General features: G+C 38.9%; 25 protein-coding genes, 1 tRNA gene and 1 riboswitch. Of the genes, 3 read left to right on the forward strand and 23 right to left on the reverse strand.

The annotated features are described in order from the left end of the window. Window positions 1-11 precede the first annotated feature (11 nt). The 13 genes from atpD to IGJ27_RS09410 form a co-directional block, all read right to left on the reverse strand. The gene (gene atpD, locus IGJ27_RS09350) at window positions 12-1418 is read right to left on the reverse strand and encodes a F0F1 ATP synthase subunit beta (RefSeq protein WP_010718594.1); all 1407 of its coding nucleotides are present in this window, start codon (window positions 1416-1418) and stop codon (window positions 12-14) included. 22 nt (window positions 1419-1440) lie between these two features. Then, on the reverse strand, window positions 1441-2343 hold the full coding sequence (locus tag IGJ27_RS09355; RefSeq protein ID WP_010737986.1) for a F0F1 ATP synthase subunit gamma: 903 nt from the start codon (window positions 2341-2343) through the stop codon (window positions 1441-1443). 13 nt (window positions 2344-2356) lie between these two features. Next, the gene (gene atpA / locus IGJ27_RS09360; protein WP_010718596.1) at window positions 2357-3913 is read right to left on the reverse strand and encodes a F0F1 ATP synthase subunit alpha; all 1557 of its coding nucleotides are present in this window, start codon (window positions 3911-3913) and stop codon (window positions 2357-2359) included. A gap of 22 nt (window positions 3914-3935) precedes the next feature. Beyond that, window positions 3936-4478, reverse strand: coding sequence for an ATP synthase F1 subunit delta (gene atpH / locus IGJ27_RS09365; RefSeq protein ID WP_034699144.1), 543 nt, complete (start codon window positions 4476-4478; stop codon window positions 3936-3938). After that, window positions 4465-4989, reverse strand: a complete 525-nt coding sequence (gene atpF, locus IGJ27_RS09370) for a F0F1 ATP synthase subunit B (protein WP_010718598.1) — start codon at window positions 4987-4989, stop codon at window positions 4465-4467. Before atpF ends, atpH begins: the two co-directional genes overlap by 14 nt. Window positions 4990-5198: 209 nt before the next feature. Then, window positions 5199-5414 (reverse strand): ATP synthase F0 subunit C, encoded by a 216-nt coding sequence (gene atpE, locus IGJ27_RS09375; RefSeq protein ID WP_010718599.1) that lies wholly within the window; start codon window positions 5412-5414, stop codon window positions 5199-5201. A gap of 50 nt (window positions 5415-5464) precedes the next feature. Continuing rightward, the gene (gene atpB, locus IGJ27_RS09380; RefSeq protein ID WP_010718600.1) at window positions 5465-6184 is read right to left on the reverse strand and encodes a F0F1 ATP synthase subunit A; all 720 of its coding nucleotides are present in this window, start codon (window positions 6182-6184) and stop codon (window positions 5465-5467) included. A gap of 300 nt (window positions 6185-6484) precedes the next feature. Then, complete coding sequence (gene smpB, locus IGJ27_RS09385; protein ID WP_010718601.1) at window positions 6485-6949, reverse strand: SsrA-binding protein SmpB; 465 nt, start codon at window positions 6947-6949, stop codon at window positions 6485-6487. 39 nt (window positions 6950-6988) lie between these two features. Continuing rightward, complete coding sequence (rnr, locus tag IGJ27_RS09390; protein ID WP_178305785.1) at window positions 6989-9355, reverse strand: ribonuclease R; 2367 nt, start codon at window positions 9353-9355, stop codon at window positions 6989-6991. A 2-nt stretch (window positions 9356-9357) separates the two neighbouring features. After that, entirely contained in the window at window positions 9358-10107 is a 750-nt protein-coding gene (locus IGJ27_RS09395; protein ID WP_178305784.1) for an alpha/beta hydrolase, read from the reverse strand. A gap of 220 nt (window positions 10108-10327) precedes the next feature. Continuing rightward, the gene (secG, locus tag IGJ27_RS09400) at window positions 10328-10564 is read right to left on the reverse strand and encodes a preprotein translocase subunit SecG (RefSeq protein ID WP_010718604.1); all 237 of its coding nucleotides are present in this window, start codon (window positions 10562-10564) and stop codon (window positions 10328-10330) included. A 279-nt stretch (window positions 10565-10843) separates the two neighbouring features. Next, window positions 10844-11119, reverse strand: a complete 276-nt coding sequence (locus IGJ27_RS09405) for a GNAT family N-acetyltransferase (protein ID WP_010718605.1) — start codon at window positions 11117-11119, stop codon at window positions 10844-10846. A 71-nt stretch (window positions 11120-11190) separates the two neighbouring features. Next, a complete protein-coding gene (locus IGJ27_RS09410; protein ID WP_192924302.1) occupies window positions 11191-12177 on the reverse strand; it encodes an alpha/beta hydrolase in 987 nt (328 codons plus the stop codon). A 222-nt stretch (window positions 12178-12399) separates the two neighbouring features. After that, window positions 12400-12444: riboswitch (PreQ1 riboswitch) on the forward strand. 23 nt (window positions 12445-12467) lie between these two features. On the opposite strand from IGJ27_RS09410, the gene IGJ27_RS09415 reads away from it, so the two are divergent. Next, window positions 12468-13442 carry a nucleoside hydrolase gene (locus tag IGJ27_RS09415; protein WP_010718607.1) on the forward strand — a complete coding sequence of 325 codons (975 nt, stop codon included), beginning with the start codon at window positions 12468-12470 and terminating at the stop codon, window positions 13440-13442. Window positions 13443-13447: 5 nt separating this feature from the next. Further along, complete coding sequence (locus IGJ27_RS09420; protein ID WP_010737992.1) at window positions 13448-14014, forward strand: ECF transporter S component; 567 nt, start codon at window positions 13448-13450, stop codon at window positions 14012-14014. 167 nt (window positions 14015-14181) lie between these two features. Here the strand turns inward: IGJ27_RS09420 and IGJ27_RS09425 are convergent, their stop codons facing one another. From IGJ27_RS09425 to rpoN, 8 genes are all read right to left on the reverse strand, one after another. Beyond that, window positions 14182-15318 carry an ArgE/DapE family deacylase gene (locus tag IGJ27_RS09425; RefSeq protein ID WP_178305783.1) on the reverse strand — a complete coding sequence of 379 codons (1137 nt, stop codon included), beginning with the start codon at window positions 15316-15318 and terminating at the stop codon, window positions 14182-14184. A 172-nt stretch (window positions 15319-15490) separates the two neighbouring features. After that, the gene (locus IGJ27_RS09430; protein ID WP_438791701.1) at window positions 15491-16516 is read right to left on the reverse strand and encodes an alpha/beta hydrolase; all 1026 of its coding nucleotides are present in this window, start codon (window positions 16514-16516) and stop codon (window positions 15491-15493) included. A 258-nt stretch (window positions 16517-16774) separates the two neighbouring features. After that, a complete protein-coding gene (gene eno, locus IGJ27_RS09435) occupies window positions 16775-18073 on the reverse strand; it encodes a phosphopyruvate hydratase (protein ID WP_010718611.1) in 1299 nt (432 codons plus the stop codon). A 115-nt stretch (window positions 18074-18188) separates the two neighbouring features. Continuing rightward, complete coding sequence (tpiA, locus tag IGJ27_RS09440; RefSeq protein ID WP_010718612.1) at window positions 18189-18944, reverse strand: triose-phosphate isomerase; 756 nt, start codon at window positions 18942-18944, stop codon at window positions 18189-18191. 155 nt (window positions 18945-19099) lie between these two features. Next, the gene (locus IGJ27_RS09445) at window positions 19100-20290 is read right to left on the reverse strand and encodes a phosphoglycerate kinase (protein WP_010718613.1); all 1191 of its coding nucleotides are present in this window, start codon (window positions 20288-20290) and stop codon (window positions 19100-19102) included. 110 nt (window positions 20291-20400) lie between these two features. After that, window positions 20401-21402, reverse strand: coding sequence for a type I glyceraldehyde-3-phosphate dehydrogenase (gene gap / locus IGJ27_RS09450; RefSeq protein ID WP_010718614.1), 1002 nt, complete (start codon window positions 21400-21402; stop codon window positions 20401-20403). Window positions 21403-21442: 40 nt separating this feature from the next. Next, window positions 21443-22534 (reverse strand): sugar-binding transcriptional regulator, encoded by a 1092-nt coding sequence (locus IGJ27_RS09455; RefSeq protein WP_172595671.1) that lies wholly within the window; start codon window positions 22532-22534, stop codon window positions 21443-21445. Window positions 22535-22686: 152 nt separating this feature from the next. Further along, complete coding sequence (rpoN, locus tag IGJ27_RS09460; protein WP_178305781.1) at window positions 22687-24018, reverse strand: RNA polymerase factor sigma-54; 1332 nt, start codon at window positions 24016-24018, stop codon at window positions 22687-22689. Between the two features lie 59 nt (window positions 24019-24077). Between rpoN and IGJ27_RS09465 the strand changes: the two genes are divergently transcribed. Beyond that, window positions 24078-24149: transfer RNA gene (locus IGJ27_RS09465), tRNA-Arg, on the forward strand. Between the two features lie 214 nt (window positions 24150-24363). On the opposite strand, the gene IGJ27_RS09470 is transcribed toward IGJ27_RS09465, so the two are convergent. Continuing rightward, window positions 24364-24975 carry a hypothetical protein gene (locus tag IGJ27_RS09470; RefSeq protein WP_178305780.1) on the reverse strand — a complete coding sequence of 204 codons (612 nt, stop codon included), beginning with the start codon at window positions 24973-24975 and terminating at the stop codon, window positions 24364-24366. A gap of 381 nt (window positions 24976-25356) precedes the next feature. After that, window positions 25357-25875: a GrdB-related putative oxidoreductase gene (locus IGJ27_RS09475; protein ID WP_010718618.1), complete on the reverse strand. Its 519-nt coding sequence runs from the start codon at window positions 25873-25875 to the stop codon at window positions 25357-25359. Window positions 25876-25886 lie beyond the last annotated feature (11 nt).

Below are 25886 nucleotides of genomic sequence, written 5' to 3' on the forward strand. Positions count from 1 at the left end.
GGCACCCCTTTCTAGTAGCCTAGTTTTTTCGCTTTTTCTACGACGTCTTCTATTCTACCAACACTTCGGAATGCTTCTTCAGGGAGATCATCGTATTTACCTTCTAAGATTTCACGGAAACCTTTGACTGTTTCTTCAACTGGTACATAAGAACCAGGAAGACCTGTAAATTGTTCCGCTACGTTAAAGTTTTGTGACAAGAAGAATTGAACTCTACGTGCACGTGAAACTAAAACTTTTTCTTGATCAGATAATTCATCCATCCCTAAGATCGCAATGATATCTTGTAATTCACGGTAACGTTGTAACACATGTTGGACTTCAGTCGCTACTTTATAATGTTCTTCACCAACGATTTCAGGTGCCAAAGCACTTGAAGATGAAGCCAATGGGTCCACGGCTGGATAGATCCCTTGTTCTGTCAATTTACGCTCTAAGTTTGTTGTAGCATCTAAGTGGGCAAATGCTGTTGCTGGCGCTGGGTCAGTATAGTCATCGGCTGGTACATAGATTGCTTGGATAGAAGTGATCGAACCTTTTTTCGTTGATGTAATACGTTCTTGTAATTGACCCATTTCAGTTGCTAACGTTGGTTGGTAACCAACGGCAGAAGGCATACGACCTAAAAGGGCAGATACTTCTGAACCAGCTTGTGTGAAACGGAAAATATTATCAATAAACAATAGCACGTCTTGACCTTCTACATCACGGAAGTATTCAGCGATCGTCAAACCAGTCAAAGCTACCCGCATCCGAGCACCTGGTGGTTCGTTCATTTGTCCGAACACCATCGCTGTTTTTTCGATAACGCCTGAATCTTTCATTTCATAGTAAAGGTCATTTCCTTCACGAGTACGTTCCCCAACACCGGTAAATACAGAAATACCACCATGTTCTTGGGCAATATTATGGATCAATTCTTGGATCAATACCGTTTTACCTACACCGGCACCACCGAATAATCCAACTTTCCCACCTTTTAAGTAAGGTGCTAACAAATCGATAACTTTGATCCCAGTTTCAAGGATCTCCGTACTAGTACTTAATTCATCAAAGCTTGGTGCTTTTTTATGAATCTCACTACGTTCTGCATCTTCTGGGAAAGATGATCCTAAATCGATCGTATCTCCTAAAACGTTGAATACACGACCTAGTGTATCTTTACCTACTGGAACAGAAATGGCTTTACCAGTATCGATAACTTCCATACCACGTTGTAAACCATCTGTTGATTCCATGGCAATGGTACGGATCACTCCGTCCCCTAATTCTAATGCTGTTTCAAGAACAACTTTTGATTTTTTCTCATCATTTTTATAAACAACTAATGCGTTGTTGATATCTGGTAAGGATTGGTCTAAAGAAAATTCCACGTCGACAACGGGACCGATTACTTGAACAATCTTGCCTGAACTCATCTTTTTTCCTCCAATCTCAATACTATTCTAGCGCCGAAGCTCCGGCAACAATTTCGGTAATTTCTTGGGTAATAGCCCCTTGTCTTGCACGGTTATAAGATACCGTCAAATCATCAATGATCGTTGCAGCATTATCCGTTGCTGTCTTCATGGCAGTCATGCCGGCAGCGTGTTCTGCTGTCTTCGCATCAACGATTGCACCATAGATTAAGCTTTCCGCATATTGAGGCAATAACTGCGCCAAGATTTCTTCTTTTGAAGGTTCAAAAATGTATTCTTGGTCAAAAGTAGTTGCTTCTTCTGGATCTAAATCTGAAATTGGCAGCATTTTTTCTACACGAAATTGGCTAGTTAGTGAATTGATATGATGATTGTAGCATACGTACAATTCATCAAATACTTCATTTTGATACATCGTTGTTGCCATACCTACGATTTTACGCACTTCATCAAAACTTGGTTGGTCCGATAAATTACGTAATTCGTAAGCCAAATTAATTCCTCTAGCTTTGAAGAAATCTGCACCTGTACCTCCGATTGCGATCATCACATAATCGTCAGGAGATTTATGGTCTTCTTCTAAAATAGACATTGTTTGCTTTAAAATCGAACTGTTATAGCCACCAACTAAACCACCATCAGCGGTAATCACGATATACCCCGTTTTCTTTACCGGACGGCTGATTAACATACTATTGTAATTGATATCTCCACGAGGATTATCAGAAGCAATATCATTTAGTTGAGTAGCTGTCAAATGAGTGACGATTTCTCTGACTTTATTTGCATAAATCTGAAACTTCTGAGAAGAAGCTTCAGATTTTGTCAGTTTAGAAGCGGACACCATTTGCATTGCTCGAGTGATTTGACTCGTTTTCTTCGTTGAAGCAATCCGAGTCTTGATTTCATTTAATGAAGCGCCCATTCATCTCACCTCACTATGCATTTTGAATGGATTTCAATTTGTCTTCTGTTGAAGAAGTGTTTCCTTTTGTCGCTAAGAAAATATCTTTGTATTCTTGGATCGCTTGATTCAATCGTTCTTCTTCTGGAAGATCTTTCGTTGTACGGATCGTTTCAAAGATATCTGCATGATTCGTATCTAGATATTCAAATAATTCATGTTCAAAATCTAAGATGCTGTCAACTGGAATACTATCTAAGAATCCATGTGTCAAAGCATATAAGATAACTACTTGTTTTTCAACAGCTAGTGGTGCATGAAGTTTTTGTTTCAAGATCTCAACTGTACGACGTCCACGATTCAATTTCGCTTGAGTCGCAGCATCTAAATCAGAACCAAATTGGGTAAATGCTTCTAATTCACGGTAACTTGCTAAGTCAAGACGTAATGTTCCTGCCACTTTTTTCATTGCTTTGATTTGAGCAGAACCACCTACACGGGAAACGGATAACCCAGCATCAACGGCTGGACGAGTTCCGGCATAGAACAAGTCACTTTCTAAGAAGATTTGTCCGTCAGTGATTGAAATAACGTTTGTTGGAATATAAGCCGAGATATCTCCGGCTTGTGTTTCAACAAATGGTAAAGCAGTCATTGAACCGCCACCTAAATCATCACTTAGTTTTGCCGCACGTTCTAATAAACGTGAGTGCAAGTAGAAAACATCCCCTGGATAAGCTTCACGACCTGGAGGACGGCGTAATAGCAATGAAAGTTCACGATAAGCAACAGCTTGTTTTGATAAGTCATCAAAGATAATCAATACATGTTTGCCGTTGTACATGAATTCTTCACCCATTGCAGTTCCTGCATAAGGCGCAATATAAAGTAATGGCGCAGGTTGTGATGCACCCGCATTGACTACGATCGTGTAATCCATTGCTCCATATTTTTTCAAAGTTTCTACTTGTGTACGCACAGTAGAATCCTTTTGACCGATCGCCACATAGATACAGATCATATCTTGACCTTTTTGGTTAAGGATCGTATCGATTGCGATAGATGTTTTACCCGTTTTACGGTCACCAATAACTAATTCACGTTGGCCACGTCCGATTGGAACTAAAGCATCGATGGCTTTTAGACCTGTTTGCATTGGTTCATTGACAGATTTACGTTGCATAACGCCTGGTGCCATTGCTTCGACTGGACGAGCTTTATCTGTAACGATTTCTCCTAACCCATCGATTGGTTGACCTAGCGGATTAACGACACGTCCGATCAAGGCGTCCCCAACTGGAACTTCCATGATTTTACCTGTTCGTTTTACTTTGTCTCCTTCACGAATGGATTCGAAATCACCAAGGATAATGATACCTACATCATTTGATTCTAAGTTTTGCGCCATTCCGTATGAGCCGTTTGAAAATTCAAGCAACTCACCACTCATCGCATTTTCTAAACCGTGTGCACGAGCAATCCCGTCACCGACATAAGTCACGGTACCGATTTCTTCGACTGAAAGCACGTTTTGATAATTTTCAATTTGTTCTTTGATCAAGGCACTAATTTCTTCTGCTTTGATAGCCATTCGATTCACCTACCTCTTTGTACTATCTATTTAATTGATTACGCATTTTTTCTAATTGCGTGCGAATGCTTCCGTCGATCACTCGATGGTTGGCTTCAACAATTGCCCCACCAATAATAGAAGAATCAACGATTTGCTTCAATTCAACTGTTTGATAGTCCATTGTTTTTGCAACATTCATTTCTAGTTTTTGTAATTGTTCATCAGAAAGTGGTACTGCTGTTTTTACACTACCTAAAAGTAGTCCTTTGTAATCGTTGTAACGGTGTTCGTATTCATCGATCATAAACGATAATTCAGACATCCGATTATAACTATAGACCACTTCTAAAAAGTTTTTCACGATACCGTCAAACCCACTGACAAGTTTATCCATAATGATTCGTTTTTCGTGAGGTTCTAAGCGGACGTCACTAAGTACGTTGCCTAATCCAGGTACTTCACTATAGATTTGGCGTAAGCTTAGTAATTCTTGGTAAATTTCTTCTGCGCTATTTGAATCGATCGCCAGTTCAAATAGTGCTTTACCGTAGCGTCTGCCGACAGTATATTTATCTAGTTTCATTTGAAGAACCTAGACCTTCGATATATTGATTGATTAAAGATTCATGCATTTCTGGAGACAATTCTTTGTTCAAGATTTTAGCCGCGATTTGAAGAGAAAGATCTGCTACATCATCTTTTACAGAGTTTAAAGCTGTATCACGTTCTAACATGATATCAGTTTGCGCTTTGCTTTTTAGACGTGCAACTTCTTCTTGCGTTTCCTTCAAAATATTTTGACGGCTTAATTCTCCACTTTCTTTCGCATTTTTAATGATATCAGCTGCATCAGAGCGAGACGCTAACAATTGTTGTTCGCGTTCTTGTTCCATTTTTGCTGAATTGATGCGAGATTTTTCGGCAGAATCTAAATCATTGGCGATCTTATCTTCACGTTTTTTCAAAATATCGCTGATTGGTCCCCAAGCAAAATGTTTCAATAGAAACATTAGTATCAAAAATGAGCCGCTGACAACGATGATATTACCTAACATCGGATTACCAACTTCTGCAATTGCCAATTGATTCAGCATAGGCTAGCCTTCCTTTCTTTAAGGTGTATCTCATGGATGATGAAGGAATCCTGACTTCAATGATTGAAACAGCCTCCTCAACGCCTTTTGTTCTAGTATTATGATGAAACAACTCAATTATTTTGAAAATAATCAGGTTGTTTTTTTTCAGTTTTTGACAATTAAAAGAGGATTAGTGACAGTAGTCCTATCCTCAAACAGTTAATTGATTAAACAGCAAAGACTAGAATCAAGGCAATAACCACACCTAGAATAGGAACAGCTTCAACTAAGGCTACCCCGATGAACATTGTTGTACGTAATTGACCAGACATTTCAGGTTGGCGTGCCATTGATTCGATTGTTTTAGAGATTACTTGACCATTACCATAACCAGCTCCGATAGCTGCTCCCATGATTGCGATTGCTGCTGCGATATAATTCATAATTTATTTCCTCCTAAATATAGATAAATAGTAGTTTGTTAAAAACGATGTTACTCTTCTACTTCAATCTTATGGCTCATATATACCATCGATAAAGTGACAAAGACAAATGCTTGGATGCTTCCGATAAACAATGAGAATGCGATCCAGACCATCTCTAAAGGAATTGCTAACGGTAATGAGAACCAACCTAAATTATTCATCATATTGGCAATCAAGGTAAGTAAAACTTCCCCCGCGTAGATATTCCCGTAAAGACGCAAAGCAAGTGTTAATAGGTTCGTAAATTCTTCGATCAGCTTCATTGGAAACATGAAACTATATGGTTTCAAGAACGAATTTACAAAATACCCTTTAAATCCAAGCTTTTTCACCCCGAATAAATGAGTAAGTGTGATCATTATAAATGCCAAAGTTAAAGTAACAAACGGGTCTGCTGTCGGACTTTTCCAAAGTGTTGTTTCGCTAGGTAAGACGATTTTCGTTATTAAACCTATATTATTTGCCACGAAGACAAACAAGAACAATGTAAAAGCCAACAAATGAAAATTATTCAATTCTTTTCTAGGCAGATTATCTGTTACGATCCCTCGGGTAAAGTCAATGACCCATTCCAGCGCATTTTGTTTCCCCGTTGGTTTCATCTTAAGATTTCTTGTAAAGAAGTAAACTAAGAAGAAGACAATCAAACAGGTCAATAACACCATCATACAAACAGTACCATCAAACCAAACCGGTCCAATATGGAACGTTAGCGAGCGTTCATCCAATCCATTTCACCTCTTTTCCCTGAATTTCACATAAAATCAAATTCATGTGTACATCTGGTTTTTCTAAATCGTTTTCTAACCAAACGGTATCATACCACCATGAAACAGAAAATTCAAAACATTTTCATGAAAATCAGACAATTTTTTATTTCAGTCAAAAAAGTTTGCTTTTTCCTAAAAATCATCGTGGCGTTTTACAAGAAAAAACCTGTGATATCATGCTTTATCAGATTAAATGCTAACAAATTTTATCATTAAGTAAACCTAAAAGCACCGAATATGCGAAAAAGGATAATGAAATTATCTAGAGAAATTTTTTAATGTTCGATCAATTTGACGATCCACATCTTTTCGTTTTAGATCTTCTCGCTTGTCATAAGATTTCTTCCCTTTCGCAAGACCAATCAAAACTTTGGCATACCCATCACGAATATATACTTTTAAGGGTACGATCGTGACCCCGGTATTTTTTGTTTCAGTCTCTAGCCGTGAAATCTGTTTTTTGTGTAATAGTAACTTTCTTGTTCGTAACGGATCATGGTTAAAAATATTGCCTTGTTCATAGGGACTGATATGAACATTATGCAAAAATGCTTCACCGTTTCGAATACGGACAAATCCATCTTTCAAATTGATTCGGCTGTTTCGGATCGATTTGATTTCTGTTCCTTGCAGCACCATTCCTGCTTCCATCGTATCGATAATCGAATAATCATGGCGAGCCTTTTTATTTTGGGCGATTAACTTTCCGTCGCCTTTTGGCATATGACATTCCTCCAAACTGGTATTCATAGTGGTTATTGGTTATTTTTTCTTTTTCTTCTTAATTCCCTTATAAAAAGGTTTTTTCCCTTTTTTATTAGATGGTCCTTTTCCTTTTTTCCGCTCATTTGAATAGGAATTTTTCTTTCCATTCCGTTCAGTATGAGATTTTGATGAACGTTTTTGATGACGATTAGAAGGACGATTTTTGTTTGACGTTTTTGGACGTTCTAATGGAACGATTTCTTCTGCATCAATCAATTCAAAGTCGATTGCACGTTCTTCCGGGTCTGCTTTGATGACTTTTACCCGCACTTTTTGACCGATTTTAAAAGTTAACCCTGTTCGTTCGCCTACTAATGCTAAATGATTCTCAATAAAGTGGAAATAGTCTTGTTTCAACTCATTGATATGGATCAACCCTTCAATCGTATTGGGTAATTCGATAAACAACCCAAATTTAACAACTGAACTGATGATCCCTTCAAATTCCTCTCCTACTTTATCCATCATGTATTCAGCTTTCTTCATTGCATCTACTTCACGCTCTGCCTCGACCGCACGACGTTCCATCTTCGAACTATGCTCCGCAATTTCGGGTAGCTCATTTTCCCAATAAGTTTGATTTGCTTCACTTGGGTCTTGTCCATACGAGCGAATTAAGCGATGAACGATCAAATCTGGATAACGTCTGATAGGCGAAGTGAAATGCGTATAATATTCCGCAGCTAATCCATAGTGTCCAAAATTATCTTCTGAATAACGTGCTTGTTGCATACTTCTCAACAGCATCGTATTGATAACAGCTGATTCCGGCTTGTCTTCAACGTTTTCAATGACTTTTTGAAGATCTTTAGGTGTGATCGTTCCTTTTGTTCCACGAACGACGATTCCTAGTGCGGAAGCAAAATCAAAGAAACGTTGCATCTTTTCTTCTTTAGGTTGCTCGTGAATCCGATAAATGAATGGAAAGTTGCGTTTATTAAAATGTTCCGCCACCGTTTCATTTGCTGCCAACATGAAAGATTCGATCAACCGTTCGCCTACGCCACGGCTTCGCAATAAGATATCAGTTGGTTGTCCATCTGGTTCTACGAGTATTTTTGCTTCACGGTCTTCAAAAGAAATCGCTCCTCGACGAATCCGCATTTCTTCTAAAATTTGATGTAGCTCTTGCATCTCTTGAAACATCGGCACTAATTGCTGATAACGTTCCATTACCTGCTCATCTTGTTCTTCTAAAATCTGATTGACCGCTGTATAGGTCATTCGTTCCGTCGTTTGGATGACACTTGGGAAAATATCATGAGATACCACCTGACCATTTGGATCAATCTCCATCTCACAACTCATTGTTAGTCTTGGTACGTGAGGATTCAATGAACAAATCCCGTTTGATAATCTTTGTGGGATCATTGGAATGACACGGTCGGTTAAATACACACTCGTTCCTCGTTCGTAAGCTTCACGATCTAACTGGCTTCCTTCGGTCACATAATTGGAAACATCTGCAATGTGTACACCTAAGAAATAATTACCGTTGGCTAATTTTTTCACAGTAACGGCATCATCCAAATCTTTGGCATCTTCTCCGTCAATCGTCACGATCAGTTGTTCACGTAAGTCTCTCCGGCCAACTAGGTCTTTTTCATTGATCGTATCTGGCACTTGATTAGCTTCTGCCAAGACATCATCTGGAAATTTTGTCGGAATCCCGTTTGAGACAACAATCGATAGGATATCCATTCCAGGATCATTTTTATGGCCGATGACTTGTTTGACAATACCTTCTAAACTGGTCGCATAGTTTTTCTCAGGATAATGGGTCAGCTCAACCATTACGATACTCCCATCAACTGGTCGAATCCCTTCAGCTGCTGCATAAACTTTAAACTGATTCAATTTTTTGTCTTTTGGGATAACCACCCCATAAAGATCCGTTTCATTTATCTCGTCGTCTGTGTAAGCCACGAATTCTCCAGCTAACTGCGTAGTTGCTCGTTTGCGGATCTCAACTACTTTACCTTCTGCTCCACGATCCATCGCAGTATCGGCCGTTTTTATGATATCGATCGCTACCGTATCGCCATCCATGGCATACCCAGTTGCTTCTTTAGGAATATAGATATCATCTTCTTCTGGATCAATCGTCACAAAGCCGAATCCTCTTTCATTGGCCCGAAACGTTCCTTCGATCAATACTGGTTTTAATGGTAGCTTCACTTTTCCTTTTTTGGTAAAGACCACACTTTGTTCTCGTTCCATTTGAGCGATCGTCTGAACGAGTAGTTTGAAATCTTCACTTTTTTGCAAGCCCAATCCTTGGGCGATTTCTTCCATTGAAAAGCTTTTTTTGCGCTCGCTCTCAATAAAAAAAATAATTTTTTCTTTCAATGTTTCTTTTGTCATTTTCATTCCTCATTCCAAGGTAAATTCTCTAGAAACTCCAACACATCTTTTTCCAGTAATTTTCTAGACTCTCCAACGGTGATCACATGTTTGCTGTTGGGATACCATTGAAGGGTCACTCTTTTATCGGCTAATTTTTTTGCTGTTTCGTAGACTCCAGCTGGATCAATCATTTCATCTTGACCGGCTTGGGCTAAAAAAACAGGTGCTTGGATGTCACTAAGTTTTCCTTCTGTAATTGCTGCTTGATTTTGTATCTCTGCTAATTGCTGATAAACATTTGGTCGAAGCGCAGCGACAGTTTCTTCGATTTCCTGTTCAGATTCCCCTGCAAGTTTTAGCACATAACGTTCATATCGCTCAAAATTTTCTGGTACATGATTTTCAACTGGTGAAATCGGTGAGCAGAAACATCCGCCGCCAATGATCTCTGACTGTTCTGCTAATGCTCGAACAGCGAAGATTCCTCCCATTGATAATCCAAAAACGGCAACTTGGGAAAAACCTTCTGCTTTTAAAAAGTGGATGGCTTGTTTCGTATCTTCCCACCATGTTTCCGTTTTTTGCGCTAAAATGTCTTGTGGAGCTAGCGTTCCATGTCCAGTAAATAATGGAGCATAGACAGTATATTCTGACTTTTCCAAATATCGAGCCAGCATGCGCACATCATTCGGACTTCCAGAATAGGCATGTAAGAGTAGCACAGCTTTCTTGCTATGTTTTGCATAAAGGGGTTTTGGTAGACTTTTCATTAGGTTCACCTCGTTCTTCTCATTTTAACATAGATTGGCGATCCCTTAGGACAAAACCGCTCTTTTGGCAAATAAAAAAGAGCCGCGACGTCAATCACTGCTCTGCATGAAAGGAATTCTTTTTTCGCTCATTCAAATCAACTACTTAAAAAATTAAGCCGAAATTTTTTGAACGAAAAAACGATTCATAATTATTTCGACTAATCGTTAAATCAACTTTTTATTTAGAAGATAAAAAGGCTAGTACAAATAATAAAATCATCCAAATGGCACCCATTACCGCTGTCGAACGTTGCATGACTGCTTCAAAACCACGTGCTTTTTGTTTACCGAATAATTGATCCGCTCCGCCAGTAAATGCACTTGCTGCACTGTTTTGTTTACTTGGTTGCATCATGATTGCAATGACCATTACAATCGATAACACGATCACGATTCCTAAAATTACATTATACATTAAGCAGCCTCCTTTCCGTAAAATATCATCTATTTTACTTTATCATATAAAAAAAACTCTGACAACCTTCTCTTGCGAATGGGGCTCCAATTTTAGATAACATTTAGTATTAGCACTTATTCATGGGCAAAGACTGAAAAGATGAAAAAACCGAAAGAATAACAACGTTAATAGCCGGTTGCTACAATTTCGGTTTCTCTAATTTAAAAAAAATTCATTTAGCGGATAGATCCGCTTTTTGTCATTTCATTCATTGACGATCGTACGAAAACGAGTCGATTATTTACGAAGCACATCTTGATATTCAGGTTTTCTTTCAAATTCTTTCTTCGCATATGGACACAATGGAATAATTTTTTTACCTTCTCTTCGAGCTAGTTCTACGCCATTAAGCACCAATTTTTCTGCTAATTTTTGTCCACGATACTCTGGTTCTACAAATGTATGATCAATGATCATGATGTCTGGTCCTGCATCAGACCAAGTCATTTCCCCGATTTCTTTTGCTTCATCATTCAATAATACGAAACGATTTTTTTCTTCTTTGATTTCCATTTTCGCCACTCCCCGTATTGACCAAATAATTTGTTCTCCTTGATTCTAACAGTCTAGTTCTCAGCAAACAATTATTTATACTCGGAATAACCTGATTCTCTCCAATCGATTCGCTGTTCGATAAATGAGAAAACAACCGTCCAATATTTGGTGGGATCTTTCACGGCTGCTTCTAAATGTTGAGCTTCTGGGATCAGAAAAAGATCATTTTCACCAGCTGTCGCATTTTGGATCGTATAAGCGGCACTGACTGGAACGAACTGATCCTCTTCCCCATGAATGATCAATACTGGCAGATGGTTACTGCCCAACTGACGAGTTGCTGACGCCTGTTTCAAAGAATAACCAGCATATTTCTTTGCATAGCGATTCGCATGGCGCATGATCATTTTTTTAGGAAGAAAGGTTAGTTTGCTCAACATGTAGCGAAACTCCGCATAGACGGAAACAAACCCGCTATCCAGGATAAACCCACGAACTGCAGGAGGTAGTTTTTCCCCACTAGCCATCATGATAGCAGAGGCACCCATTGAACTCCCATGTAAAATAATGTTAGCATCTGGCTGCATCTGTAAAATATAGTTGATCCAGATAATCAAGTCTAAACGATCCAACCACCCCATCCCGATGATTTCTCCTTCACTCTTGCCGTGAGCACGCAAATCAGGAATCAAGACGTTAAACCCTGCTTCTGCATATTTCTTTCCAATATAAGACATATCTGTTTTCCCATCACTTCGATAGTCATGGACACAAACAACCCATTTTTTGTTGGGAGAGGAACTTTGAAAGATTCGTCCTAACAGTTTTAACCCATCATGACTTTTGACTTCGATTTCTTTGCCTTTATTCCAAAAGCCCTCAGCTTCTGTTTCCGCAAGTTGCCGTTGCTTTTCCACGATCGTAAAAGCCGATGGGTCCATCAACTGATGACCAGTTTTTTCATACCAATCATATCCTCTTTGTAAACCCGATTGAATTAATTTTTGCGCATAGTAAGAAGAAAGTCCACGATAAATGACTGCGCCTAAAATGAGAACTATAAGAATAAGATACATGACAATCACTTATCTTCCCCGCTTTCCATAAATATTTTTTCTATTATCAATCCGTATAGCCTTCTATTCCATTGTACCATTTTCTAAAAAAACTGCTCAAGTTTTCACCCTAGGCTTCATTGAAATTTAAAACCAATCAAATAGGAATAAAAAATAAGATAACATTTACATTTTATTTAAAAGCCAGTATACTGATTCCGTGCATTTTAATCAAGGAGTATCCTTGGACTGGTTCGGAAACTTCCCAGAATAAAAAACTAAGTATCTCTACAGAAAGGAGATTGGAAATAATGCGAAAAGTAATTATTGACTGCGATCCTGGAATCGATGACACTTTAGCATTGATGTTAGCCATCAAGTCCCCCGAAATCGAGGTAGTTGCGATCACGACGGTCTGCGGCAATGTACCTGTGACGATCGGTAGCCAAAATGTTTTCAAATGTTTGAAACGTTGCGGACGCTTAGACATCCCCGTCTATCAAGGGCAAACACAACCGTTGAAACAGCCGTTTATTAGCGCACAAGACACTCATGGGATGGACGGATTAGGCGAGACAAACTTTGCTCAAGTACAAGAAAAACAAATAGAAGAAAAATCAGCAGTCGATTTTTTGGCGGAATACTTTTCTAAAGAAACAAACACCTCGATCATTGCACTTGGCCCTTTGACCAATATTGCTCGTGCTTTGATGAAAAATCCACATTTAGGGAAACATTTCGAGCGATTTATTTCAATGGGTGGCACCTACAAAAGCCACGGAAACTGTTCACCAGTTGCTGAGTACAATTATTGGTGCGATCCTGATGCAGCTGCCTTTGTGTTTGAAAATTTAGGGAACACGATTGAAATGGTCGGTTTAGATGTTACTAGAGAAATCGTTTTGACACCTACCTTATTAGAATATTGTTGTCAGCTCAATCCTGAGGAAGGAGAATTTCTAAAAGCGATCACTCGTTTTTATTTTGATTTTCACTGGCAACAAGAAAGAATCCTAGGGTGCGTCATCAATGATCCTCTGGCCGTTGCCTACTTTATCGACGAAAGCATTTGTCAGGGATTTACTAGTTATACCGCTGTTGAAACGCAAGGAATCAGCCGTGGGCAAACACTAGTCGATCGCTTTGATTTTTGGCAAAAAGCACCAAACAGCACCATTATGACAGAAGTTGATACTCATCTATTTTTTCGGAAGTTTTTGACCGTTCTTTTAAATGCACAAGAAGAAACGATTAAAAAAGATCTGGAAAGATTAAAGATGGGATGAAAAACATGCGCAAAAAAAGAATCACCACACAGACGATTACAATCGTCGCTTTATGTATCGGAATCAATTATATCGGCGGAACCATTGCATTATGGCTACGATTACCGATCTATCTTGATTCGATCGGTACCATATTCGCTGGAACTTTGTTAGGTCCGGTATTTGGGTTACTCACTGGCTTGGCCAGCGGGGTATTAAGTGGTGTTACCACCGATATCTTCTCGTTGTATTATTCACCTGTTCAAATGGTAACAGGTTTACTTGCTGGAGTGATTTTCCATCAACGATTCACTCGAAGTAAGAACCGCTGGACCTTAGTTTTCTGGGCGCTTGTCTTATCACTGCCTGGAACCATCCTTTCTTCCCTAATCACTGTAAAACTCTTTGGGGGAGTCACTTCTTCTGGTTCAAGCATGATCGTTCAGTTTCTCCATGGAATTGGGTTCAATCAAACAATGAGCGTGATACTCGTTCAAGCGGGTACCGATTACCTCGACCGCCTGCTCTCAGTAGTCGTCGTCACCCTTGTCGTCTTGGCATTGCCGAAAAGGGTTGTGAACAGAGCGATTTGAGCTGCGTAGTTGTGATGAGCTGAAGTAAATACACGTGCGAATAGAAGTCGGTTACTTCAATTAGTAAATCAAAAAAAACGCAAAACATGAAAATTTGTTTTGCGTTTTTTTGATTTAATTGAAGGATCTACTTTGTACTTTTTTGTATTTTGAACCAAAATAGGCTGTTATGCTAAATAAGACAAGATGATTGCTTGATATGTGTCAATCATATCCAAGTAATTATCGATTTCTACATACTCGTCTATTTGATGAGGCAAGTTTACGACTCCGGGACCGAATACCACAAAATCGAAGGAGTGAGCGGATTTAGTAAATTCAGCTGCATCTGTCGTTGCTGCTGCACCTACTAGGGGCAATGGTTGCTTGAACTGTTTTTGAATATGGTGGATCAACGAAGAATCAGGATTTGCTTTCACAGGAATCTTATTGTAGTCGATCGTCAATTCTAAGTGATAGTTCGTTCCTTCATTCAATTCATCCACGATCTTTTGTAATAAATCAATGATTTGATCGTTTGGAAATTCAGGGATTGAGCGGATATTTCCTTGTAATTGCGCCTGACTTGGAATACTGTTGACTTGATTTCCTCCGTTGATCACTGTAACGTTATGAATCGTTTTTCCTAATGCTGAATTTTGGAAGGTTTGAGCTAAAGCATCCATTTGCTCATTTGCACGCGTAATAAATTCATTTAAATGGTTGATCGCATTGTAGCCTTCTTGAGGCATTGAGCTGTGGGCTTCTTTACCATGAGAAACAACGGTGTAGTTTATTGAACCCATGTGAGTATACATCAAATTGTAATTGGTTGGTTCACCAATGATCAATCCGTCTAAATCGTCGACATAACCTGCTTTTGTCAGTTGTTCACTACCTAATTCTCCTACTTCTTCCCCTACTGTCGCTAATAATTTGATTGTCCCATTAAACGGTTTCCCAGACTCTTTCAATTCAATCATCGCAATCACCATAGCGGCTAGCCCGCTTTTCATATCGGTAGCACCACGACCATACAAACGATTGCCTTTTATTTCTGCTGCAAAAGGCGGATAGGTCCAATTCGATTCATCTCCTGCAGACACAACATCCATGTGACCAGACAAACCTAATACTCTTCCTTGACCATTGTGATACGTCGCCACCAAGTTATCACGCCCCTCAGTGTGAGAAACGATCTCTCCTTGGATCCCATGTTTATTCAATAATTGATTTAAGTAGGCGGCTACTTCCCCTTCGTTCCCATTCACTGACTTGATTCGGATCAGTTCTTGTAAAATAGCTATTTTTTCTTCATTTCCCATCCTGTCCCACACTCCTGCTGTTTCTTTCTATTTTACTGAAACAGTGTATCATTTTCAATCATTCATCCATTCTCAGTCGATTAGTTAGCAGCAGCCATTGACACTCCTATGTCTAAAGACATCGAAGCACCCCAAAATAGAAGGAGCTATTTCGGGATGCTTCGGCAATTCGTTATTGAGCTGTTGTAGATCGAAAACAGTTTTCAATGAACCGCTCCGTCTGCTCATAACATTTTTTTGATTCTGGCAATGAATAATTAAATTGATATTCATGACTGATTTCTTTTTTCTGGTCTTTATAAAATAGTTCGTCTACAGGGACTTCTAACTCTTTTAATTTATTTGCGAAAGCAATCCCTTGATCTTGGAAAGAGTACGCATTTCCATCTGTGATGTACGTAGGCGGAAAGTCTTTTGACACTTGATCAACTAAACTAGCTTGATATAAGCGTTCGTCTGTTTGCCAATCTTTCGTTCCAATCAAAGACCAAGCTACCGTTTTAACGAAGAAATGCATCAATCGATCACTCGATTGCTGTTTTGCTGTTTGTTGCAAGTCAACTGGCCCACAGTAAGAAATGGCTCCTTTGATCGCTGTTGGATCAATCATTTGTTTCATCTTCATTTCTTTTGCATACTGTTGATTTGTTTGGATAGTGACATACTGTAAGGCAATCTGAGCGCCTGCACTATCGCCACCAAAAATCAGCTTTGAAAGATCCAACTTCTGATTGTTCTCTTTTTTTAATTGTTGGACTAATTCATTGACTTGGACTACTTGATTGGGATACTGAGAGCTAGGTGCCGGTTCATAGTTCATAGCAACAACTGCGATGTGCGTATCTGAAGCTAATCTTGTTGCAAATTCTTTTACACCTGCTTTATCCCCGCTCACATAGCCTCCACCGTGAGCCCAGATCAACGTGGGTAAAGGTCCCTCACTGCCTTTAGGATAATAGATATCGTAGTTGTTTTTTTTGAATTGTGATTGATAAGAACGATCAGTGAGCGAACTGGTGGAATCTTTTGCTTGTTCATACGTTTCTTTATCTGTGATCGTTACAGCATCGCTAAACAGATGTCGGATCACATAAGCACCCGGTCTCGGTGAAACTTGAAAAGCAATCACGACCAATAAAATGGTACTGAGAAGCAAAATACCGAACCATTTGAACCCCTTTAAAATTTTTGCTTTCATACACTTTCCCCATTATTCTTTTTTTCCTTTTATCATAATATCTTAGCAATAATTAAATCGTTTGTAAACGTGACAAAAAACGATTATGTAATTCAGTTTTTGTTAGGATAATCTCTAAATTTTTTCTGCAAAAAAAGACCTTTCTCCTATCTTCAAGATAAGAGAAAGGTACTTTTTAATAACTTTAGAATGAAGTAGACCAGCACAGCTATATAATCGACGCTCTGCTATCGTCGTACTTATTTGATCGTCCTAAAATTATTTGTTTTTTAAGTTGTAGAAAGATTTCAAACCTTTGTATTCAGCAACTTCGCCTAATTGGTCTTCGATACGTAGTAATTGGTTGTATTTAGCAATACGGTCAGTACGTGATAGAGAACCAGTTTTGATTTGACCAGCGTTTGTTGCAACAGCAATATCAGAGATTGTTGAATCTTCTGTTTCACCTGAACGGTGAGAAACAACTGCTGTGTAGCCAGCTTCTTTAGCCATTTCGATTGCTTCAAAAGTTTCTGTCAAAGTACCGATTTGGTTAACTTTGATTAGGATTGAGTTAGCGATTCCTTTTTCAATACCTTCAGATAATTTTTGAGTGTTTGTTACGAACAAGTCGTCACCAACTAATTGAACTTTGTCGCCTAATACGTCAGTTAATTTCTTGAATCCGTCCCAGTCGTTTTCGTCTAATCCGTCTTCGATTGAGATGATTGGATATTTAGAAACTAATTCTTCGTAGAATTTGATCATTTCGTCAGTTGTTTTTTCGCCTTCGCCTGAATCAGCTAATACGTAAACACCTTTTTCTTTGTCGTAGAATTCTGAAGAAGCAGCATCCATAGCAAGAACAACGTCTTTACCAGGTACATAGCCAGCTTTTTCGATTGCTTCGATGATTACTTCAAAACCTTCTTCGTTTGAACCAAGGTTAGGAGCGAATCCACCTTCGTCACCAACAGAAGTAGCTAATCCACGAGATTTCAAGATTGCTGCTAATGCGTGGAATACTTCAGCACCCATACGTAGAGCTTCTTTGAATGTTGGAGCGCCAACAGGCATGATCATGAATTCTTGGAAGTCGATTGAGTTATCCGCATGTGATCCACCGTTGATGATGTTCATCATTGGAGTTGGTAAAACTTTTGTATTGAATCCGCCTAGGTAGTGGTATAAAGGTACTTCTAGGTAGTCAGCAGCTGCACGAGCAACAGCGATAGATACACCTAAAATTGCGTTCGCACCTAATTTACCTTTGTTAGGAGTTCCGTCTAAAGCGATCATAGCTTTATCGATTGCCATTTGGTCACGTACATCGTAGCCAATGATTGCTTCAGCAATGATGTTGTTTACGTTGTCAACAGCTTTAGTTACACCTTTACCGCCATAACGAGCTTTGTCTCCATCACGTAATTCAACGGCTTCGTATTCACCAGTTGAAGCACCTGAAGGAACCATTCCACGGCCAAAAGCTCCGCTTTCTGTGTATACTTCTACTTCGATTGTTGGGTTACCGCGTGAGTCTAAGATCTCGCGAGCGTAAACATCAGTAATAATTGACATGTTTTGTCTCTCCTTTGAGTTTGTTTTTTCCTAAGGGATTTCCCTCATATACGATTTTAGTTAATTTTAGGCGTTAGTGCAAACATTTCTTGCATTTTTCGCAAATTTTCACTAATTATTTTACAGCGTCTAATAATGCTAAGAATGAATCAGCTTGTAAGCTTGCGCCACCAACTAATGCTCCGTCAACATTTTCTTTCGCCATATATTCAGCAATGTTTTCTGGTTTTACAGAACCACCGTATTGGATACGTACTGCATCAGATACTTCTTTGCCGTATAATTTTTCAACTGTTTGACGTACAACGCCACAGATTTCGTCAGCAATTTGTGCATCAGCTGATTTACCAGTACCGATTGCCCAGATTGGTTCATAAGCAATAACCATGTTGCTTACTTGGCCATCTGTTAATCCTTCAAGACCAGCAGTGATTTGTCCTTCGATCCATTCAGCTGTTTTTCCAGCTTCGTAAGTTTCTAAAGATTCACCACAGCAAAGAATTGGGATCATGCCGTTTGCAAAGATAGCTTTCGCTTTTTTGTTGATGTCTTCATCTGTTTCATGGAAGTATTCACGACGTTCTGAATGTCCGATGATCACATAGTCCACACCTAAGTCTGCTAAAGCAGCTGGTGAAGTTTCACCTGTGAATGCACCTGAGTTTTCCCAGTAGCAGTTTTGTGCTGAGATTTTTAATTCTGTTCCTTCAGCTGAAGCCATTAGTTCTTGTAAGAACAAAGCAGGTGATCCGATAACAGAATCAACTTTTTCATTTGAAGGGATGTTGTTTTTTACTGCTTCAGCAAATTCTTTTGCTTCAGATGCAGTTTTGTTCATTTTCCAGTTACCAGCGATAATTGGTTTACGCATGACAGTATGCACTCCTTTAAAATTATGAGTCGTGGAACTCTCCTCCACGTATAAAAAGAAAAAGCTGCTTTTTGGTTAAGTTTATTTGAGTTTGAATCAATTCACCGTTGCAAAAAGCAGCTGTCTTCATCTAAATCAGATACAACAAACGATGCTTATTTATCGTTGATTGCAGCTAAACCAGGTAGTTCTTTACCTTCTAGTAATTCTAAGCTTGCGCCGCCACCTGTTGAGATATGTGTGAATTTGTCAGCAAAACCTAATTGTTCTGCAGCAGCTGCTGAGTCACCACCACCGATGATTGTTGTTGCATCTTCAAGGTTAGCGATTGCTTCACAAACACCGATTGTACCTTTAGCAAAGTTACTCATTTCGAACACACCCATTGGTCCGTTCCAAACAACTGTTTTTGCACCTTGTAATGTATCAGCAAATAATTTCACTGATGCAGGGCCGATGTCTAAAGCCATCAATCCTTCAGGGATATCGCCTTCGATTACTTGTGTTTCAACATCGTTTGAGAACTCTGGAGCACAAACGTTATCGATTGGCAAGACTAATTTGTCGCCAGCTTTTTCGATCAATTCTTTTGCTAATTCAACTTTATCAGCTTCTACTAAAGAGTTACCGATTTTGATCCCTTTAGCTTCGTAGAATGTGTAAGTCATTCCGCCACCGATCAAGATTTTGTCTGCTTTAGGAATCAAGTTTTCGATTACACCGATTTTATCAGAAACTTTTGCGCCACCTAAGATTGCGATCATAGGGCGTTTTGGTTCTTCAACGGCTTCACCGATAAATTTGATTTCTTTTTCCATCAAGAATCCAGCAACTGTTGGGATACCAGTTGAAGCAATTCCGACGTTTGAAGCATGCGCACGGTGAGCTGTACCGAAAGCATCATTGACAAATACATCACCTAATGAAGCCCAGTATTTACCTAGGTCTGCATCATTTTTGCTTTCTTTTTTGCCATCAATGTCTTCAAAACGAGTGTTTTCAAAAACAACCACGTCGCCATCTTTCATGCCATTGATTGCTGCTTCTAATTCTGCACCACGAGTTTCAGGAACGAAAGTTACTTCTTTTCCTAATAGTTCGCCTAAACGTTTTGCAACTGGAGCTAAAGATTTACCTTCTTTATCTTCTTCCGTTTTTACACGTCCTAAGTGAGAGAAAAGAATTGCTTTTCCGCCTTGTTCTAATACGTAGTTGATTGTTGGTAATGCTGCTTTGATACGTGTGTCATCTGTGATCACGCCATCTTTCAAAGGAACATTAAAGTCAACACGGACAAGAACTTTTTTATCTTTTAAATCAATATCTTTCACTGTTTTCTTAGCCATTTTATTTCCTCCTAAATAAACTTACTATCAAAAAAAGCGGAAGAAGCGCGATTGCTTCCCCGCTTTTAAGTGTACATGCTTATAAATTACACTTGTACGTTTGGTCTATCTTATAAGTTAGCGAAGTATTCTAAAGTACGTACTAATTGTGCAGTGTAAGACATTTCGTTGTCATACCAAGCAACAGTTTTAACTAATTGTTTGTCGCCAACAGTCATTACTTTAGTTTGTGTAGCGTCAAATAATGAACCGAAAGTCATACCAACGATATCAGAAGAAACGATTTCGTCTGTGTTGTATCCGTAAGATTCGTTTGAAGCTTCTTTCATTGCTGCGTTGATTTCGTCAACAGTTACTTCTTTTTCAAGAACTGTAACTAATTCAGTTAATGAACCTGTTGGTACAGGAACACGTTGAGCAGCTCCGTCTAATTTACCGTTCAATTCAGGGATTACTAAACCGATAGCTTTAGCAGCACCTGTTGAGTTAGGAACGATGTTTGCAGCAGCAGCGCGTGCACGGCGGAAGTCACCTTTAGGATGAGGTCCGTCTAGAGTCATTTGGTCACCTGTGTAAGCGTGGATAGTTGTCATTAATCCTTCAACAACACCAAATTTGTCGTTTAATGTTTTAGCCATAGGAGCTAAACAGTTAGTAGTACATGAAGCACCTGAGATAACTGTTTCTTTACCAGTTAATGTTTCGTGGTTTGTGTTATAAACGATTGTTGGAACGTCATTTCCACCAGGAGCTGAGATAACAACACGTTTAGCACCAGCTGTTAAATGTTTTTCAGCAGCTGCTTTTGAAGTGAAGAAACCAGTACATTCTAGAACGATGTCAACACCTAGTTCGCCCCAAGGTAATTCTTCAGGGTTACGGTTAGCTAAAACTTTAACTTCTTTTCCGTTAACGTTGAATGAACCTTCGTGAACTTCAACTGTTCCGTTGAAACGTCCTTGAGTTGTGTCATATTTTAACAAGTGTGCTAACATTTTAGCATCTGTTAAGTCGTTGATTGCTACTACTTCGATTCCATCTACATCTTGGATACGACGGAATGCTAGACGTCCGATACGTCCAAAACCATTAATACCTACTTTAACTGTCATTTAAGATTTCCTCCTTATGAAAATCAAAAAAATATTTATTTTAAAGGGATACCCCTTTTAAAATCTCTTTTGCTGCAGCTTCATCAGTGATGAGCCACGTTTGTTTTGGTGCATTTTTCATATAGGCGCGAATCGCTTTTGCTTTTGACTTTCCCCCAGCAATCGCAAGAATGATGGGTACATTTGCCAAATCTTTCAATTCGATTCCGATGCGAGGAACTTTATATACGACTTCGCCATTTTCATTGAAAAAATAGCCGAAAGATTCCGCCACCGCATTCGCCTGTTTCAGCATGACTAATTCCTTTTCAGTCATTTTTCGACGTGCTGCCATATGGAGTGCGCGTCCAATACTATGAATAACACAATTTGCCTGACTAATCAAGTTTAACACTTCTTGAATAGAGGGTTCATTGAGCAAGGAATTGTACGTTGCTAAACTTAATTGTTCTGGAACATACAATGCACGATGATTTCCACTTGCTTTTGTAGCCATTCTAGCACTTACGGAATTTGCTTGTACAGTCACAGCCTCTCCGATACCACCACGAGCTGGCACAAATAGATTATGTCGCTGATTGTTTTCCAAATTTGTCAGTTGTTCAGCTACTACAGCCATCGTTGTTCCGCCCATTACAGCAATGATATTATTGCCCTCCGGTAGTAACAAATCTAAAGCTTCATTTAATGCTTCACCAAAAGCATCCGCCACTTTAGGCTGTTCTTCACTGTTTCCTGATACCACGATACAACGTTGATTCCCAAAATACTCAGCCAGTTTTTTTTCTGTCTGATGCATTCCTAAAAGTTGATCCATGAAGTTCTCAAGGCTTTGATAAACTTCTTCTCCTTTTTTGGTCAAAGTCATACCGCTTTTAGAGGTGTTGATCAAATCTAACTGTTTTAGTAGATCTGTTTCTGTTCGTAATACGCGTTCTGTGATGCCCATACTCTCTGATAAACTACGACGACCTATTGGCTGCATCCAATAAATATTACGTAAAATTTTATATCTTTCCTGTAAAACCTCGATAATATCCGGTGCAACAGATTCAATCATTTTCAATTCATCAAGCATAGCGATCTCCTTAGTTGGACGATATTTGTCCAATGTAGACTCAAAACGACCCATGTACGATAAAAAAAGAAAAGCGACTTTCCTACTACTAAGTATTTAAAAGGAAAATCTCAACCTCACGAATGTAAGTCTAACAGTTTTACCCGTTTTTTTCAATAAAAAAAGACTAGAAAAAACTTTTCATTTTTTTCTAGTCGAGATTCACATTATCTATCATAACGTTTTCTTTTCGATGAACTTGGGATTCCCAGCAGGTCACGATATTTTGCAACCGTCCTTCTTGAAATCAATATTTCATCTTTTTTTAATAATTCTACGATCTTTTGATCAGAAAGTGGTTTGATTTTGTCTTCTTGTTCTACAAGTTCTTGGATTTTCTTTTGTGCAGTATCAGCTGAGAGATCGGTCTCAGTATCTGTCCCACTTTGCTGTAGTCTAGTTGTAAAGAATTTCTTAAGCTCGAAAACCCCAAATTCAGTTTCCAGGTATTTTCCATTGACGGCACGGCTGACAGTGGATTCATGTACTTCCAACTCTTTTGCCACTTCTTTTAATGTCAGCGGTTTAATTGGTCGTTCTTTATTTGTGAAAAAGGCTTGTTGATGGGAAACAATGATTTGAGCCACACGTAAAATCGTATCCCCACGTTGTAGAATCGTTTTTTTCAACCAGTCAAATTCTTGTTTCCGTTCTTTCAAGTACGCTTGCGTTTCTTTGTCTGCTTTTTTAAGCATCTGATTAAAATAATGTTCTTGGAAACGAACGTCTGGTTGATTTCCTCGTCTAGAAAGGACAGACACTTTTTGGTCCTTATCAACCATCACTTTGACATCAGGAATGATATACAATTCACTGCTTCGATCAAAAATCCGTCCAGGGCTTGGGCTAAGTGTTTGGATGTAATCAAAGATTCGTTGTACTTCACTAAGTTCGATTGAAAAGCGTTGAGCGATCTCTTTCCATTTGCGATCAACCAGCAACTCAAAACACTCTTCCAAAACGATATACGCTAACTCTGGTGCAAAGTCATCTCTTTCCGTTTGTAACATCAAACACTCTTGTAAACTTCGTGCCCCCACACCTGCTGGTTCAAGTTGTTGGACCAGCGTCAGTGCATCAAGGATCTCAATCGAAGTTGCATTTGTTTGTTCTTGTGCCTCTTTTAAATCAATCGTCAAAAATCCATTTAAATCAATGTACTCGACTAAATAAAGAACTAACTGACGTAAGAAGGTCTGCCGATAGTTCAAATGGATCTGTTCGATCAATGATTCAAATAAGGAAACACTGGTATCGGGAATTTGATTTAAGTAGTTGGTTTCTTCATTATCATTGGCTGATCTGATCTTCTGATAGTCAGATTGCCATTCTGGTTCCACTACTTCTATCAATGGATTTTCTAATGCTTGATTTTCAACAAATGCCAAGAGCTCTTCACTGTTATATTGCAATACCTGGATGGACTGTTGCAGATGTTGTGTCATGGCTAATTTTTGTGTTTGCTGTTGTTTTTGTGAAAAGTTTTGTTGAAATTTCATTTTTTTGTCCATTCCCCTTGTAATTTTTTTTTAGTTTCGTTACAATTGTGTCTGTACTTGCGTCCTTAGTGTAGTGGATATCACGTAAGATTCCGGTTCTTGAGACGGGGGTTCGATTCCCTCAGGACGCGTCTATTGCTATCTTAGCATATTTGGGAATGTTTTGCTTTCTAAATTTAAAAGATAAAAAGCTGATCCGCATGTATGGATCAGCTTTTTTCGTTATTTTTTGTGTAAACTAAGTTTTACGAGCCATCCATATCTCTCCCATCACTTTTCTTTAACCATTCACTATTATTCAACAATGGTTAGCGATCGCTGTCCACTTCCTTCCCCGCTTGCAAATCAAAAAGTGATTCGGTGTTCACTATAACTGTATTGGTAATGGTTTCCGGCATCCTTTGTAGTAAACCTTAGATCTAGCGCACTGTCTACACCACTCGTTGATCCGATTTGCCATGAAGTCGTACCTTGATTAAAGAAGTCACCATTCACGATATAATAGATACGATTGGCTTCTTCTAAGTTGACATAGACAGTTCCGGAAAAGGCTTTTGCCACTTCCTGGTCTTCTCTAACCAAATTTATTGCTACTATTCGTTTAATCGCTCTAAAATGACCACTTTCACTCGTTTCACAATAAAACCGCATCGTTGGCTTGTATGTCTTATTCACCGTCACAGTATGCGACAGTACTCGAAAGGTTGCTCTATTTCGAGTAACTGTGTGAACAATTTTGTCCGAAGATTCGAGTTTTTGCCTTGCTTTTGTTGATGAAAGCTGAAGATCGTTTGTGAGTTGCTCAATCATTTGATCATAAGTCATTACTTTGGAAAATGTTGCATGTGTTTCTACATTAGACTTGCTTGTAGTTGCCGCTATTTCTTGGGGATGAGAAATCAAAAATAGGAGTATAGAGCTAACAAACAAGGTCATGAGTATCTTTACTTTGTTCATACATCACCACTTTTCTTCAATTAAGAATAAATCGCTTACAATAAATAGTTTATTGGACGATCCATTGAGATTCAAGTCTATTTTTCACTCTACTTTTTAATAAAGAGAAGGAATAAATCAATAAAGAGAAGGAGCAAGTTGGCAAACGATGAAATTCAGTTAGCTAATTGATCGAATCTTTCTACCCAAACATTGACATTGATCAAAGCCTTACGTGTTCCTCATCTCCCTTGATCCAGCTTGTGGCAAACCATTCTTTGCAAGCTTCTTCACACAAAAAGCCAATCAAAACATACGTAATGATTGGCTTTTTTCCGTCATCTATCGAAACAGCTTTTCAACTTAAGAAAAGACATTATGCTCCGTTTATTCACTTTTGATTCAAAAGATCATTTCTTGTTCTGAGGAAGTTCGTTCTTCCCCTTTCGCTAACTGTGTCACGATTGTTGCCATATTTTTATAGGATTGATTTAGTCCGATCCCACCTTTTTTTGGCATTTTAACGATGGGGATCACTTGCTGATATTTTGCTACAGCAGGATTTTCAACAGACATTGCAGCGGCAGCAGGAATGCCTTCTTTGTTAAAAGCTTCGACTAACCCGCCTGCCATCTCTCCAAAATTAGGATAATGCATAGCTGGTCCACATAATATCGCATCTGCTCCAAACTTTTTGGCGAATCCGATAAATTTTTGTTTGACTTCTTCTGGATGACTTGAATAATAACGATCACCGCAGTATAAAGTAGCAATAATCTCTGCCTTTTTTTCTTTAAACAATGGCGCTAATGTTTCTCCCGGTCCTAGAGCTGTTTTTTTTCCACCTGGAGGCAATTGTGCTTGTTCGTCACTTCCCATACCTGCGGTCACATGGTTGAGGATCAAAATGATTTTTTTCATGCTCCTACTCC

The sequence above is a fragment of the Enterococcus sp. DIV1726a genome, from assembly GCF_051710985.1.
Classification (GTDB): Bacteria; Bacillota; Bacilli; order Lactobacillales; family Enterococcaceae; genus Enterococcus_B; species Enterococcus_B hirae.